Annotated in this window: 5 protein-coding genes; all 5 read right to left on the bottom strand. The window is 44.6% G+C overall.

Annotated features, from left to right (window positions below; all coding sequences use genetic code 11):
- Positions 1-32: 32 nt before the first annotated feature.
- Positions 33-6,830: a putative Ig domain-containing protein gene (locus MHB56_RS00300; RefSeq protein ID WP_341143123.1), complete on the bottom strand. Its 6,798-nt coding sequence runs from the start codon at positions 6,828-6,830 to the stop codon at positions 33-35.
- A 108-nt stretch (positions 6,831-6,938) separates the two neighbouring features.
- Positions 6,939-7,880: a hypothetical protein gene (locus tag MHB56_RS00295; RefSeq protein WP_339187109.1), complete on the bottom strand. Its 942-nt coding sequence runs from the start codon at positions 7,878-7,880 to the stop codon at positions 6,939-6,941.
- Positions 7,881-8,221: 341 nt separating this feature from the next.
- Positions 8,222-13,828, bottom strand: a complete 5,607-nt coding sequence (locus MHB56_RS00290; RefSeq protein WP_341143122.1) for a golvesin C-terminal-like domain-containing protein — start codon at positions 13,826-13,828, stop codon at positions 8,222-8,224.
- 296 nt (positions 13,829-14,124) lie between these two features.
- Complete coding sequence (locus MHB56_RS00285) at positions 14,125-15,333, bottom strand: SGNH/GDSL hydrolase family protein (protein WP_076126551.1); 1,209 nt, start codon at positions 15,331-15,333, stop codon at positions 14,125-14,127.
- Between the two features lie 17 nt (positions 15,334-15,350).
- Complete coding sequence (locus tag MHB56_RS00280) at positions 15,351-17,582, bottom strand: FAD-dependent oxidoreductase (protein ID WP_341143121.1); 2,232 nt, start codon at positions 17,580-17,582, stop codon at positions 15,351-15,353.
- Between the last annotated feature and the right edge of the window lie 50 nt (positions 17,583-17,632).

Raw genomic sequence — 17,632 nt, 5'->3', positions numbered from 1 at the left:
GTTTCGAGCGTAGCTGCTAATTTTAGGAAATACTACTTCATGATACTAATAGATTTCAAAGTATTATCGAAGAATATATTTGCACCAAAATACTCAACAATGAAACGTAATGGGAGCATAGTACGACCGTTTACAAGTTCAGCTGCTACATCCATTCCTGGTGCAAGTTCACCGATCTTAATCGATAAAGTCTGACCTTTCAAGGTGATCATTACGGTTTTCGTTACGTTATCCCAGCTTACGTTTGCTCCTAAGCTCTCGGCAACGAAGCGCAGTGGGACTAACGTTCTGCCTTTAACTACCGTTGAAGCAACGTCCATACTCATTTCTATTCCGTTTAATTTATATCCTGTCTTTCCTAAAATGAATTCCAATTTCACAGGTTCAGGCTTGGCTGTAATGAAGATATAACCTAGTCCTTTTGCCGTGAAAGTAAATTTACCTGTCTCACGCTCATAGTTGCCGCCTAAACGCTCCATGTTACCGTTCAATTGAAGCATAACACCGCATAACATGTTAAGATCGTTTGTCGACAGCTTCTCTTTTGACAGATCGAAGGTTACGGGTATAAGCCCTGTATAATCCGTTACTTCCCGGCCATCCACGAAGATCTTTAATTCATATCCCCGCCCTATAGCTCCGCCTCTTTCATCTACAGGTATAATGACAACCTTCATCCGCTTTCCTGTATTCAACTGCTTCAACAATTCAGCGGACAATTTAACAGATATGGTGTCATTCGTAACGATTAGCGGTTTGTCGGCATTAATAATCGCACCGATCGTATCGCTTTGAATCTCAAGCTCATCTTTTCCGGCTGACATCGTCAATGCAATGGAATTACCCTTCTTCAGCTGCTCTTTGATTGTAGCATCAATACGCTCCGCTACTGATGACTCTGGCGAAGGAGTCGGCGTACTGCTGTGGCCATTTGAATTGCCGCCATTGTTATTGCCATTATTGCCACCACTGTCATTTGTAGTAATTACAATAGTTAACTCTATCGTATCCATGCCAGCATGATTGGAAGCCGTAATATTGAATTTGTAAGTTCCCGCTTCAGTAGGCACGCCTGAAATAATACCCGTAACTCCTTCTAAATTCAGCCCAGCAGGTAAATAATTATCACTCACTTTCCAGGTAATCGGTTTGTCGCCGTAAACCGCTAATGTTACCGTATACGGTTGTCCAACGTTGCCGCTTAGCAGATTCTTAGTGATAATCTCCGGAGATGTATCCACTGGCTTATCTTCTTTAATCTCGATGCTCAATTCTCGCTCATCTCTACCAAAATCATTCGTTGCTGCAACAGTGAATTCGTAATATCCCGCCTCTAGAGGCGTACCCGAGATAACGCCTGTTGCTTCATCTAGGTTCAAATCTACTGGCAAATCCCCTCCCTGGACCTTCCAAGAAATCGGTTCACTGCCATATACCGCTAGTGTTACTGTATACGGTTGTCCAACTTTGCCATTTGGTAAATTCTTAGTGATAATCTCCGGAGCTGTATCAACTGAGACATCTTCAGTGATCACTATATTGAACTGTTTTGTGTCACTGCCAACGTCATTGTTTGCTTGAACTTTGAACTTAAATTGACCCCATTGATCCGGTGTACCAGAGATAACACCAACATCTTCATCCAAGCTCAATCCTGATGGTAATTGCCCCTCTACAACGGCCCATTTGATCGGCTTATCGCCATCAGTGGTAAGAACTGCCGAATAAGGTTGTCCTACCTTGCCATCCGCAAGAGAATTCGTCATTATCGTTGGTGCCGTACCTGCGTCTTCAGCCCATTTCGCATATAATTCAATATCCCTTGTAACAGGATCAGCATCGAAATCCCAAGCATCGTTTAATCCTGTATCTTGATACCAACCGCCGAAAACAGTTTTATCTTTTGTCGGCGCTGTTGGCTCGGTAATTGTACCGCCCATGTCAGCGAACTTCACCGCAACTTCGCTGCCCCCATTGGAATCAAAAGTTACCGCATAAGGATTGTGCGCGCCGATGGAAGGCGTTCTACCGCTAAGTGAATTGCCGAAGAAGTCTGTTGTCTCCGTCATATGTGGCAGAGCATTCGCCCGATCCACATATGGGCTTACAATCTCGGCACCTGCACCATAGGCCAGCTTATTACCATCCGTAAGACGGAACCCGTTCATCGCACTGTAATCAAGCTTGGCATCCACTGTTCCGCTGTTTGTAATCCAATGTTCAGGCGCAGATTTATAATCTTTTAATATAGAATTCAGTTCCTCTTCTGTTACATAGCGGTTGTCTGTTGCTGTTACGCCTGCACCTAGATATCCGCCTCCACCTGCGTTCATGCTGCCAAAAAGATTAGTCGGATATACAATGTTGTTCGTAAAACGTCCGGCTGCAAATGGAGCTGATGTTCCCCCACCTTTCAGACCCACCTGGTTGTTTTCCCCAGTGTAGGCAAATATATTATTTTGGAAATAAATGTGCAAGTTGGAGGCTGTCGGGTCAAATACTAACGAACTGCTATTCTTCAATGGTGTGACGATGACATTGTTATAGTATAAGCCACTTAATTCCTCGCTCGTTGAAGAACCTCCTGCAAGCAATATTAGACTGTTAAAGCTCTTGTTAAAATCGGGGCTGCGGCCGTCGTTCACGCTAATGTTATAGCGAACGATATTGCCCTTGGTAGCATTCATCTGTAAGTACCAACCACCATAGTTATTTCGGCTGTAATTGTATTCATACACATTGTCCTGACAATAGTTGTCAATGTCCCAAGCCATACCGTCATTACTTGCATGATAAGGGTTATCCACAGCTTCATTATAGCGGAAGATGGTGCCTTTACTTGCCATAATCCACGCTGCTGCATAGTTTTGCGAACCTAGATATGTTGGTGTTGTATTATTTGGACCCCAGTTCGTAACCAGATTGCCGCTCTTATCACTTAAATAGCTATAACCGTTGTCTGTGACCACATTTCGTTCCACAAGGGAGTTGTTCCCACCGGACATGACAATGCCATCTCCAACCGAACTAGAAACCCAGTTGTTTCTAAACACAGCGTTGGATGCCCAAGGATAGCTTGAATTACTCCAAGTAATGCCTGTGTTATTAGTCCCTGGATTGCTTGGCCCGTAGGCATTATTGCGAATACCTTCGTTATCACAACGAAGGGTTTTGTTGCCTTCAACCAATATATCCACATAACCATTAATAATGATGCCGCCGGATACCTTACTTGCTCCATTTGCTTGGTGCAGCCCATTAACATCATGAACATAGTTATCTCGAATGACGATTCCTTGCATACGAGCATCAGCATAATCTTGAATATTAAACTGACCTTGTCCCAGCTTGGAAATCCTTGACATTACAGCGATACCGGAGCGGCCGTCACCTGCCGCATTGCCGATGTTCGTTACTTCAATTCCACTGACTACCCAATAGTTTACGTCATATAACTCAATGGTACCGTTTAAGGAAATGCCTGATGGGCTCGACGCTGTTCCTCCACCATTAATTACCGGGCGTTGGTTAGGGTCGGTCGTATTATATTTTGTAAGTGTAATCGGATTTCCTTCCTCACCATTGCCGCGCAGTCTGATTTGTTCATTCCATACGCTATTCGCATCCAGATAAATAGTTGAATCTGGCATAAACACATATTCATTAATCTTGGAGATTGATTTCCATGCCGTAGCCGGTGTGCGTCCATCTGCATGATCGTCACCGTTATTGGAGAAATAATAATCACGGACTTCAAGGGGGACAATGTTCAACTCGAAGGTGATTTCGGCAGGATACAGATCAAGTCTAACGGTATATTTTCCCGGCACGATATTATTTCTTGCGAATGATTCTTTGTTAATCTTCAATACATTACCGCTAACCGTATAATCTACATCCCGCAGTAGAGTTACAGCGTCGATCTCCACTCCAGCTAGATCCGTTAAATCAGGATTTACGGTGATATTATAGTCATCCAGACCAATAACATATGTGCTGTCTTCCAAGTGACTATACTCTTTAGGCAAGAGCTCTAGCGTAATAGAAGCTGTTCCGGTTTGGGCTGCTATTCCACTATCGATAACATATACGTCATCGATAAAATGCCTGTTCTGTATATCCTTAACCGTTCCAGGCTTGTTGCCCCAGTTCGTAGCAAGCTGCAATGCATCGATCTTGGAAATATTGTTCTTAACTGGAGTATCAAAATTTCCGCCAGCTGTTGTTTGCCTTTGAATGTCTTGTCCATCGATTTTATAGGTTGTTCCTGTTGATGTAACGAACCATTGAAATTTATGCCAACCTTCGCTTCGCTTGACATCTACAGGATAGAATCTCCCGGATGAACCAGGCCTGACTGCGTAATTGGTCAGATTTGCCGCCCAGTCACCATCTCCATTGCCATAATTTATTGCGATATGTTCATTGGACGATGGGGTTAAGCCAAAGACAGCGTGGTCATTGGAAGCCGCTCTGCCATCATCATAGTACCAAGCAGTAACGATTGTTGTCTTACCGGTTGCAGGGGCATAATTATAGGTACCTGGAACAGTCGCCACCTGACCGACGCCGCTTGATGTCGCGGCCTTTCCTCCGGTACGAGACATCACATCGCTGTGAACATATCCGTTCGCACCATTTGAAAATTTCTTCTCCCCTTCAAATCCATCGTAAAATTTAGTGTCAGCCTTATTGAAGTAATCAACGCTCACATGTACAGTAACTTCTTCGTTCCCTGTCGGAATATAACCTTTCTTAACTGTCACGAATCCGGCATCATCAACTTCAATCTTATTCTTGTCTTGATCCGCCGGACTGAAGCTGATGTTATCAGCAACGAACACATCAGCTGTGTCAACCATTAACCGCGTTCTATCTCCTGCCCGTAATGTATCGTTCTGGCGAATTAGCGCAATGTTCGCTGAATATTGTGCACTCTCCCCTGATTCATCAGAGTCCAAGAATCGTGACGTTGCGTTGCCGTTTGTCTTTACTTTAAATGTATCGTTTAAAGTCGGAGACAAAGCGGTATCATTGCTTGTTGCTGCAATCGGGCTTCCATTAACCACTCCATTACTGAAGAGTTGAACCGAATAGGCAGATGCGTTAGCGACGCGATCCCATGTAGCGTATGTGCCGTTCCATCTGGCATTTGCCGGTGTAGGCAATTTCTCGATTTTCAATATTCCGGATGCTGCAACTTCTTCACTGATATCTCCCGCATTATTTATGACAATAGCTGTAACAGTGTAGTTGCCCACTCCGAGTGCCCTTGCATAGGGCAGAACATGATGCCTTTCATGATTGTTAGGCTGGTCGGGTCCCCCATTTTTCGATAAATAATAACCAACAGGTACACCGTCTTTGAACAGTGTTACAAGGGTATCCCCGTAATTGGAAGCGCCATTATAAATACCCGTATCCGAGTCAAGCGTTGGATTAATTGGTGCATTCACCTGCGTATTGGTGGTTATCAACAACGGTACAGCATGGGATTTCACTACAACTCCCTCTGCCGAGGAAACCTCGCAATAATAAAAATTGCCTTGTTGTGAAGCTGCGTCCACATTGGAAAGTGTTAATACTGCCTTGTCAGCTCCGCTGACTTTTGTCCCGCTCAAGCCAGTCTCGTCATCAGATACATACCATTGATAAGCAGTAGCAGCGGCTGATGCCGTAATGCTAAATGTTGCTGTCTCACTTTGTTTCACTTCTGCCTTTGTTGGCTGAGTGATTATTTCTAAATTTGGCAATCCGCCGGGAGGTACCAAATTCACTGTTAATGTTCTGGTACCTGTTGTTGTAGCCACATCTTTTACAATATAAAAATCGTCGATTAGATGTTTATTTTTAATATAAGCTTTATTCCCTAATTGGCTGTTCCATCCTCCAGCTATTTTAGGCTGAATGGTTGTACCGCTCTTCATAGCTTTGTAAATATCACTTTGCGCTGAATCGGATATTAATGTTCCGTCTATTTGTAACGTCGCACCATTCGGTGTAATAAGCCACTCGAATTTATGCCAGCCTGTGGAACGTAAAACCCCGCTATCTTTCCAACGATTGCCTGCTGTACCCGCTGATGATGGTGCATAAGCCCAAGTATATTTCGTTGGGTTATGAATAACATCTGCCTCTGAACTTTGATAGAATGTCCCGGCAAAGGTGGCATTTTTACCATCTACAATAGCAAATTGCGTTCTATCCGTCGCAGTCTTCTCCTCATTAGGATACGGGTCAAAATACCATGCCGTCATCTTATAATTGCTGCCAGCCGGCAATGCCACATCTTGAGATACCTTTTCATTATTCGTATCATCCGAAGGTGTAATCGCTTTCAATCCAGAACGGGACTGTGCGTCGGACAGCGTGAATGACGAGCCAAATTTGCTCATAGATGTCATCGGACCATTGTTGTTCTCGAAGTCCTCCATGAATAACACTTCTGAGTCAGGGTAATAACCCGCCCTGGCCGTGATTGTCACCGGGACGCCCGGAGCATCTGGCGACGCAAATGTATAACCGTTAGATAAAGTAATGTTCCCCTGATTATTAACAGTTAAAAGTTGCGAATTGCTGGAATCATAACTTACCTCGTCAATAACCGGTCCTTTAACCAGACTGCTTAAAGGTGAACCTTTATACGTAAGATTTACCCTACCTGTTTGACCTGCCGCTTGTGTCAATTCTAGTACAACGGAGTCAAAAGATTCGCTCCCTCCCGCAGCTGACACTTCGGATGAAGGCGCCAAGCTGAACAGACCAGGGAATGCCAACGTTGTAGCTGTAACTATCGACAAAGCTTTTTGCATCCATTTCCATCGTATCATTCCAAAATTTCCTCCCTTTGAAATTAATAAATTTATACTTTATAAAAAATCTGTATCTATGGAAGTCTCAATAGACATAGATTTTTATAAACTTAAAAACTAACTATTCTAGTTCACTACTAACTCACTGAATCGATTACCGTTATACACGATCTTCAATTCATTCGTATTTGCAATTAACGCTCGCAAGTCAGACTCCGCCGATCCGTATAGAATGGAATCTTTCACTTCTTCCAGTTTAAGCTTGGTGATTTCCGGTTTTGTGGTTAATGTAGCAACGACATCCTCACCCATATATTTACCGATTACTGTCTCACCTACAGAAGCAGCAGCTAAAGACTCCCAGAACTTAAGAGACTCGGTATCTTCTTTGGATATATCTAAACGATTTAGCACTTTCTCTTCTTTGACTTGTCCCGCTGTCGCTAACGCAGCCGTTAATTTATCAGCTACACGAATATAATCCGCACTTTTTGATGCATACTCAACTTGTAACTGGGCGTCGCTCATTTTCGTTTTCTTTACCTGGGTTTCTATCAAATCCGGCCAACGGGCGCCACTTAAATATTGCATGTATTGATATAAATCAAACTGAGGCAACCCATAGTAAGTCTCTCCTGAATCATCCATCTTAGCTCGCTTAACATTTTCTTCTTCCATGTCGGATTTAAGCTCATCAAAGCTTTGGTAAGGGGCGATTCCTCGCTTGTCTGCAATAAATTGCTCCTGCTTGGACATTAGCAATGCTGTCATCGCAGAATTTTTGGCGTATTCAGAGGGGGTTTCATGATTTTTGCCGTATTGATGTGTCCAGAAGCCCTCATCTACTTGGGCCCCATAAGTTCTGAAGAAATAGTCTACCGTTATAGCTCTCTGCTCTTTGACAAAAGATTGAAATTCTTCCTCTGTTACGGCGTATCCATCTACTGTAAATATCCAATTTTCAGGCAGTTCCACCTTTTTGTTAGTTAAGCCCAACATGAGTAAAGCAAGAACAATCAGAGCGGTAAACAAGATAATCACTGTTGGTTTTCGTCTTGTAATCCCCATGACAGCCTCCTCTCCAATATTCAACCTAGCTTTGCATGAAAGCCATGACAGTGAAATTCTTCGCCGTTGCAGGAGAAGTTCCCAAATTTAAATGGTTAGACATTATTGTAAGTTTAGCCACCCCCTAATGTAAGCGCTTATTTAGACTGAATTAGAACAAATTTGACATGTTCAAATTACCACGTTTGGTTGAAAACGCCCTGCTAATCTAGCATGAGCAGTATTATGTAGATATCACCCAGTTGAGAGCCTTGAAAGATTAGCTTTTTGTATAGCTCTATACTAAATTCCAGGAAATAAAAAAGCCGAATGGATTGTTCTCATCCACTCAGCTCATAAGTTTATTTTACAATAATCTGTATCGTATCACTTTCCGTTGTTCCACTTCCATTCATAAACTCACCGCGATAGTGATAGATGCCAGGAGATTTCCCTGAAATTTGTGTAGTGGCCGATTGAGCACTTGGTGTTTGTGAAGATAAAGATTGCGTTTCAATAAGTTCGCCATTTTCATATAATCGATACTGTGTTGCGTTCGTGCCCCACCACATATTAGCAGTAATGTTATAGTCCCCATCTTGATCCCAGTTGTCACTAGACAAAACAGGTTTGCCGGGCTTCGCATCAGTCACGGTGACGGTGTGTGGATCACATGAAGTCGTTCCATACAAATTCGATAACTCACATGTATACACATAGGTTCCATTCGGCTTTCCTTGAATAGGAATAATGGAAGTCTGGGCGGCTGGCGAAACATCGGCCAATGACTTCGTTTGGATCAATTGACCATTCTCGTATAACTTATACAGTGAGCCATTGTTTCCCCACCACATATTCATTGTAACCTCATAATTGCCATCATTTATACCTGTCGCAACACCGCTATTATTCGAAAGTATCGGTTTACCTGGCACCCCATTTGCAAGCAATTCCGGGCTAACGGAATGCCGTTCGAACTTGACTGCATCAGCCCTCGTATAAATCATATCGACAGGTAGAGTTGGCGGATCTACCGTTGTCGGAGTAACCCTGGTTAGACGAACGTACTCGCTGCCGTCTCCAGTAAAGTCGAACGTTCCTAGATTAACCCAACCTGATGAGCCGACGGTTGCATCAATATACGTAACCTCGGTAACCGACTGATGCTTCACTTCCACTTTGACATAGTTATCGTTTGCCGTCGTATGGACGAGCTTGTAAATGGAGACCGTATATTTCCCCTCTGGGAACTGGCCTTTCCACGTCGCTGATGAACCTTGAACGGTAGAATAACGGGACTTAACCCCAATTTTGTATCCAGCTAAATTGCTTTGGCTCCAAGATCCTTCTGTCGTGTATAACCCAGTCGTATTCGTGCTGTCGACAATAACCGTTAAGTCCCTGATCGCAATTGTCATAGAAGGTGTTGTTAAGGTCACCCCGTCAATCGTTACAGTGGCCCATACCTCAATATGATCCGTTTCTCCGTCGAGACTTAGAAGGGTCAACATACCGCTACTGTCCACTTCAGCCAGATCGGTTCGATCAACGAAATACTGCACATTTGCCTGTGATAGATCACCAATCAGACCGTTATCCAAATAGCCGGTTACGCTTAGTTGTGCGGTTTGAGTCATTTGCAGTTCACCCCGATCCGACAGGATCACCACAGACTCCAATTGCGGCATACTGTTTGGATCCACCCACATCATCGCATCGGCAACTACCCGTGACTTGTTGGCCTTATTGGTTAATTCGACATATCCGCTATCGCCTGCTGCAAAAGGATAATCTCCCAGGTGCACCCAAGTCCCATTGGCCGTTGTCTCATCAACGGTAACCGTCTCGGAGCCTCCACTATAATAAACGGTAAATGAGCCATTCGTTGCCCAATTTTCACTTGTAGCGGTTATTTGCGGAAGCTTGTAATACACACTGTAAGTAACACTTTCCGGCAGCTCAGGCCGCCATTTAATTCTGCTTGTCGCTGTGCCGGCAGCCGATTTGGCGTACACATAGTTATCATAGTAATAGTCGTTAGCCGTTGTATCCCGTATCCAGACGCCTTCTGTCTCTGCCTCCGTATTATCCACAATGATCGATGAACTCTCCTGCCAATCCGGTTGAACTGGAGTTTCTTGTACTTGATCAGGCAAATAGAGTGTCCGCTTGCGGGTCTGTTTCCCATCCGATTCCACATAATAAGTGAAGGTTTGGGATAAATCGTTTACCCGTATCGACCATTCCATCGGATAGATCGTATCTGGAATGGTTGTATACGTTACTCCGCCATCCAAGGAATAATGGATCGTCGCTGGTTTTGTCGTTTTTGCCTGCACATAAGCATCATAGGCCGTTTCGTCGGGCTTGACGATCAGCATACCTTTAACAGCATCTATTGGACTGTGGATATCGAAGAAATAGCTTGCATCCGATGTATCAGCAGTTCTGACCTGGTGCAGCGGCACATCAATGTTGAGTCCTTCTACAATGATAGCGGTTATTCCTTTGCTTGAAACCGTGGCTTGAATGATTCCACCACTCATAACCGCTTGCTCTGGTGTGCCATTGTCGCGGATGATGGTTACGGTATAATCTTGTGCCGGGTTGAACCCAATGATTTGCGCATTCAATTCGATCGGAGTCTGGACTTCAGCTGATGATTCGTTGCTTAACCCGATGTAGAATTTATTCCCGCTCTCTCCCGTTATCCAGTTCAATTGAGGATGGTTGGTCTTGATAATCCCCTTGGGCATCCAGAGCCAAACGTCGGAATTACCGTAAAAATTCCCTGGTTTATTTCCATAGAGGTGATATTTGAACCATAAAAAATTAGTTTCAAAAACAGAAGGAAATGTAATACTACCATTCGATTTCAACGTTTGTTCGCTGATCAAATAATCCATCGTTTGCCCGAGCTGTCCCGGGATATGGTGATAATAGATGGATGTAGCCCCGCTTGGGCCTTCCAGAGGAAACTCTGGCTCAAGTTGGCTAACGGCGAAGCCCTTATAGTAATAACCTGGATAACTAGAATATCGTCCAATAACTGCATTATGAGCAATATCCTGCAGCAGTTTATCACCTGTATAGAGCGACAATCTCAGCATGAATGGAGCTTCCTGAGCATTCATCCGATAATAGCCAGTTGTACTTCCCGCTTCAAACGTCAATCCATTGGGAGAAACAAGCCAACTATCCGCTTGTACGCCTCCGGCTACATCTTCTGGGAGCTTGATCCGAGGATATTGATATTTACCACTTTCCGGCCAATGGAACGACTCCGCGTAATTATACGTCTCAGGCTGCGGAATCGTAACGCTACCTTCTGGAACCGGACGAGCAACGAACATCGTTGCATACCGTTTGGCTTCCTTATAAGCAGCATTCAAGTATTTGGGATCCTGAGTTTCCTCGTAAAGCTCCAAGATCTCCATCCACAGCTTGCTATAATAATAAATGAACTCATTTTTACTCAGATTGACGGATGCAGGCGTATCAATATGCTGCATGATATAGCTGTCGGCTGCATCCTTGGCAGCCTGTAAATACTGAGTATCTCCCGTCATACGATACATCATCAGGGGTTGAATGACAGGACCCCGGTCTTTCTGGTCAGGATCACGCACGAGGTATTCTTCCTGTGCCAGTGCTCCAATTCCTGCCGAAGTACCCATCATCTGATTGAGAGCGGTTACGCTTGAAAAATCAAACGGCAAGGTTGCCATTTTCCATAACGACGGCACACCGTATACTGGCTTTTGCGTAGGCGACCAGCCTATACCATTTCGCGATAAGCCATACTGGACGGACGGCAATGCTCTCGTATCGTAGAGCTGGTCATCCCCAGTCAAATAGTAAGCCCCCAAAAGAACTGCATTCGAGCTTGTTCGAACGCTATCCTCGTTTTCGATGTCAATAAAGCCCTTGGCACGGCTCCACCACCCGCTGGGTGACGGGACATAATCAACAGAGTCATCCCCTTGCGGCTCTATCTTAAGTAAATCTATCATATTGAACATCGCGTCAGTAAGCGACTGATCTGATACATTTTCCCGGTATGCAGAATAACCGTACTCTTTGCGAAGAATATCCGCGTAGGACTCATACAATTTGCTTTTTTGAGCGATTAGTCCCATATGAAATTGATAAGTGCTTTCTGCGTTCATTTGCGAATAGGTCCCTAATTGAGGAGCATACAAGATTGGCTGCACGCTGCCTTCGTTGTTGACAAGGCTCATGCCAAGCCTTTGCTTCGTAACGCCTCCCGTCGGTTCAAATTCAACCGGAAGCTCATCCGACGGTACAAATACCCCATATGTCAATGGATTCCCCGAACCGTCATTCTTCTCAATTAGACTCATCGGAGCGCTTAGTTCCCTTAAGCTTGTTGATTCCACTGAACCTACCATTTTGGCGTGTGATCTGAAACCATTTAACACTTCATTGACGTCTGAGATTTGCTCTGTTGTGAAGGACTGATAACCGATTACATAATTGCCATCCTTGCGAGGTGTAAAGGCGAAGGAAACATCAGGTTTGTCCCCTGACATAGACCAGTTCACTTGTAAATCGTAATCGCTTTCATGTGAAGAATCGGTTAATATCGCCGTGTGGCTGTCTGGGAAATTGATCTCGTCGAATGTAATCCAGCGTTTGTTCATCGTATCGTAATAATTGGTTCGACTCCCCGCATTCCCATCCAATAAGACCCATTGTTCTTCAAGTCTTTCCGCCACATTATTAACAGGCATCCAGTTCCCCGTATCCGTATCCTTGTAGAACATATCACGAACGATGGTTTTGCCTTCATCCCAAGCAGCTTCATAAAAGGTAGCCTTATAGCTGGCATTCTCGATGCTGCCTTTTTCCGTGTAACTGAGATTCGCCAATGTACGGCTGCGCAGCGGAGGCAACGGCGGAGCTTGCTGCCGTATATTCCCTTCAAATTTGACCGCATCGGCCCGCGTAATGATTTTTCCGGTCGTAGGTTGTGTTCGAGTCAGTCTGACAAATTCGCTATCATCACCACTGAAATAATAGGACCCCAAATCAACCCATCCGGCCGATGGCCCCGACGAGGGTCTCAGATCCATAAACATGACATCCGTAATCCCATTGTGAACAATTTCGATTTTAACATTACTGTCTGCTTTATCCGCCCAATCAAGCTTGTTGAATGAAATTTTCACCGTCCCTGCTTCTAATCGCGGATTCCATGTGATGCTTCTTCCTACTGCATCGGTAAATTTGGAACTAGAATTATTATATCCCTTCACTCCCGTACTTGTAGTCCAATCAGGAGCGGAGAACCCGTTATTTGCGTTATTTACATCAGTAGTGACGACATCATCAATCGTGATGCTTCCATCATCAATGATGATCGTCTTATGAGGCTCTTTTTGCTGAATATTCCCTTCGAACTTGACCGCATCTGCACGAGTAAGTATCGTGCTGGTTGTGCTGGTAGACCGAGTTAATCTAACGAATTCGTTACCAACTCCGGAAAAATAGTACTCTCCCAAATCAACCCATCCCACAGAAGCGCCAAACGAAGGTCTCAAATCCATAAAAAGAACATCCGTCGTTCCATTGTGGACGATTTCAATTTTCACATTGCTATCCGCTTTATCTTCCCAGTTAAGCTTGTATAACGAAATTTTCGCCGTTCCCGCTTCCAATCGTGGATTCCATGATATCGTTCTGCCTGCTGTACTCGTATATTTGGAGCTGGAGTTATCATACCCCTTCACCCCTGTACTTGTGGTCCAATTCGGAGCCGAATATCCGTTGTTCTCGTTACCCACATCAGGTGTCACAACATCATTGATCGTGATGCTCCCGTCATCGATAATAATCGTCTTATACGGTAAGGTCTCTGCATAAGCGGTCCTTATTCCGTCTAGGCTGAAAGGAACTAATATCGTCACGATGAAAACGATTAAGAAAAACAGCTTCCTTTTTATCATACAACTCACAGCCTCCCTTAAGTTGATAACGCTTACAAAATAATGAAACCCTCCTTTGTTCGAAGATCATAAAGAAGCAATTAGCCGTATTCTTCTGGCTAATCCCGCTCCGTCGTTTTTATCATAGCATGTCACATAACTGTGAAATTTCTTTGATTTCAAGAATTTCTTATAAGATTTTAAGCAAGAAGAAACGACTTTGTCTTCCTTTAAAAAAGAGACCTACATCATAACTGGCCGCTCAACTGCAGTCAGTATGATATAGGTCTTTCAATTGGAGAAAACCTTATGATTAATTATAATGGCGGCTGCACCAATAACAACTTCCCAAGCTGGATCACCGTTTGATCATACCAATCTGGATGCTGCCGAACATGCTCAATACTTCGTTCATTGCCGCATGCCTCAAATACAGCCGCTTTGTCTGTCTTTTCGGTATCGACTTCGAAGCGCACCGTATGTTTCCCATTCGGGAGCTCCGGCAAGAATACATACTGATTACGATTATGATCGTTGTGTAGTGTGAATCGATCGACAATAAAGGGTTCCCCACCATCCACCGACACCTTCAATCTGCCAGAATCAGGCCCCCCGATATCGAATAACCCGATATGGGTTCCCTCGAACTGCACCGTAATAGCCTCTCCAGGATCGACTGCTCGCCACAGGCCGGGGAACAACCAATTGTACTCGCGTACTAAAGCACAATCATCGGGAGTCATGTAAGACCATCCTGCGGAAAAATCGGTAAGACTATCCAATGACAGCATGCTCGCATATTCCCAAGGATTAGCCGGGACCAACGGATTCTGAGGTAAGTGATGTACTGACCTTCCTGGATGATCCTGAAGTTCTCTAATTTTCTCAAATGACCGGGTGATCGTATCCGTGTAAATCTGATGTCCTTCGGGAATAGTCGGATGGATCGAATCATGTGTAAAAACAACGGCTCCGGAAATGGACACGTCTTCCCTTGAGGTGAAAACGAGTTTTCCCTCCGACACCAAGTGACTGACCGCTACGCCCAGATGAATCGAAGGAATACCGTAATAGTCGGCCACTTCCTCTTGCATTAGAGCCCCCTTCTGGTATTCTCCAGACTGAAATAAGGCCACATCCCGCTCCTTCAGCGTATAAACGAACAGGATATCAGTAAACCGGCTCCGCTTGCGGATCTGACGGACAATCCCTTCGATCCGCGCCTTGGATTCGGGATCTCCGCCATCATTACCGACAAATTCAACAAATACTAGATCAGGTCGATGACGCAGTACATCTGTCTCCAAACGGGCACAGCCCAAATCCGATCCTGTCCCATCAATGCCTGCATTCACAGAGCGGATATCCGCCTTAGGATATTGCTTACGAAGCCAATCCGCCGTCATAACCCTGTAGCCTTCAGAACGTGTATTACTGCCGCCGAAATAGACGATTGTTACGGTATCCCCATTTTCCAATTTTTGAATTATATTGGGGAGCCCTTTACGAGGGAATAATTCCTTCATCGTGACTTCACCTGTCCTCATTTATCGATTTTAGGAGCAAACAATTTCACAGCAAACACTTCAAAATAAGGCAAACCATAAGTTGCGCAGAAATTAATCCGGATTCGGGTTACACCGTTCGCATCTATCTTATGTTTATTCAACGTGAGATAATTTCCACGAGTTATGATTGTCCTCTCGGTTCCGTCTTCTAAGGTCAAGGTCATATCATAATCTTGGATAAGGGACTCAATCGGGTCGTTGAAATGCTCCAAATCCAGCTGCGAATTAAAAACAAGATGGATTTCGTCCAGATTTTTGGGGCTTGCAAAACAGAATTCCAACCATTCCTGTCCTTCCGAATGTTCAGAAATCCAGCCATTCGGTTGGCCATAAGGTCTGGAGTAGCCATTGACAACATTCTCAGGACTATACATATTCTGAGCTGGCACCAGGTCCTTAAAGCAAATGCTCTTATTGAATTTCTTCAGCCTGGACGGCTCTTCCGGCCTATAGTGGAAGCTGACCGCTCCTGTCAATTTCTCTTCATTACCGTATATGGCAAGGCTCGCCGTGCCCTCCAATATGATGTAGATTTTGTCGTCAGCCGGTTTCTTGCAGTCCAAGTCTAGCGTAATCCAGTCGTCATGACCGGCTGTAATAACCAAGTGGTAGTCTCTCAACTCGCTGGTTGGAATGTAGTTTTCCTTCCATTCCCCGCCAAAAAGCTTCACATGTAGAGTTTCCGAATGATTGGAGCTATTTTTAATTTTGAACCGTACGCTTTCAGCCACGGATGTCTGAATCGGCAAGACCAAACATAACCCTTTCTCCAAGGAAATCTCTTCGGTTGGATGAAGATTGTCATAGCTGCGCTGAGACGAGGCACGAATAGTTAATCCGTCAGCGAAGTAAGGATCCAATTCCTCTTGAAGGCCTACAATGGTTTGTCCGTCTCGAAGCAATAGCGTCTGCAGCTCCCCCATATGAGCTTCGACTATGGCCGCGGGGTCTACCTCATATTTCGAGCACAACGAAGCAGCCGTTCCAACCGCCTGCCCCATACAACCGCAGGTTGCCATAACCCTTGTAGATCCGAAAGCCACATGGGTAGCACTTATATTGCGACCAGCGAACATGAGATTAGGAATATTTCGTGAATATAAACTGCGGAAAGGGATATTGTACAATCCAGGCACGAAATTCCAAGCTGTAGCCGGCCCCTCATCGTAGATGCCCTTATTAGCATGTAAATCCATATACCATCCGCCGACGGATACAGCATCTTCGAAATGAGGCTTTGCTGTGAGATCGTTCTGAGACAACATGTGATCCCCAATAAACCGCCTCGACTCCCGCTTTCCCGGGATCGGGCATACATAATCCAAAATGAGATTGTCTACATCATCAAATTCACCGCTATTTTTGAGATAATCCCAAATCCCGTATACCAATTTCCGCAGCTCCAACGCGATATCTTCATTATTTTTGATAATATCCATATGTCCGCCGTATTCCAGCCACCACAATCCGCCAAGCCCGTTGATTTTTCTTGGAAAAGCCCGATGGTTTAAGCCTTTTCTGATACTATCGAAAAAGGCCAACTTCGTAATATCATACGCAAAGCCAGGTCTTTTGTATGGAACGGAATATCCTACGTCACGGGCTTGAAACAGGATCGTATCGCCCATGGTGTAATGGTCCGCCACTTCAGGAGCCAATTCTTCCTTGTATTCATGTTTCGCTTCTCTCCCCCATCGGAAGAGAGCACCTGCCTGATATCCGACAACTCCATCTCCAGAGCAATCGATATAGGTTCGGCTTTCAAAACGGAATTTCCTTTCGGAAGCCAATTGAAGGCCTTCCACCCATTTAATTCTGCCGTCCTCCATGCCCGTCTCATGCACGCATGTATTCAGAAATAGAGAAATGTTAGGCTCAGCATAGACCATATCCAACAAGACCGTATCCGAAAGCGAAAGCATCAGCTTCTTGTTGTATAACGGATTATAGTGGAAAATCTTCAACTTGAGTTCTTCCACCAACCCTCCTTCGCGTGCATAATAGGATGGACTGTTTCCGAGATATGCCGACCCGTTGATATGAACCCTGACCTCGCTGCTCGCATTTCCCCCAAGAACCGGTCGATCATTAATAAGTGACACTTGCAGCCCTTGGCGTGCGGCAGCAATGGCAGCGCATATCCCAGCAATACCTCCGCCGACGACGGTTACATCTCCTTTAATAAGCTCCATTTTGATAACCTCCATGATTAGATCCTTCTATCATGGTAATCCTTTTGCTCCCTTTTTTTTTACAT

This window comes from Paenibacillus sp. FSL H8-0315 (genome assembly GCF_038005365.1).
GTDB lineage: Bacteria > Bacillota > Bacilli > Paenibacillales > Paenibacillaceae > Paenibacillus_AQ > Paenibacillus_AQ odorifer.
This window is presented reverse-complemented; position numbering and strand designations above follow the sequence as displayed.

Bases quoted from the DNA above. Each gene is read 5' to 3' on its own strand.
- MHB56_RS00295 (WP_339187109.1), bottom strand. From the start codon at position 7,880: ATGGGGATTACAAGACGAAAACCAACAGTGATTATCTTGTTTACCGCT.
- MHB56_RS00280 (WP_341143121.1), bottom strand. From the start codon at position 17,582: ATGGAGGTTATCAAAATGGAGCTTATTAAAGGAGATGTAACCGTCGTC.
- MHB56_RS00290 (WP_341143122.1), bottom strand. From the start codon at position 13,828: ATGATAAAAAGGAAGCTGTTTTTCTTAATCGTTTTCATCGTGACGATA.
- MHB56_RS00285 (WP_076126551.1), bottom strand. From the start codon at position 15,333: ATGAAGGAATTATTCCCTCGTAAAGGGCTCCCCAATATAATTCAAAAA.
- MHB56_RS00300 (WP_341143123.1), bottom strand. From the start codon at position 6,830: ATGATACGATGGAAATGGATGCAAAAAGCTTTGTCGATAGTTACAGCT.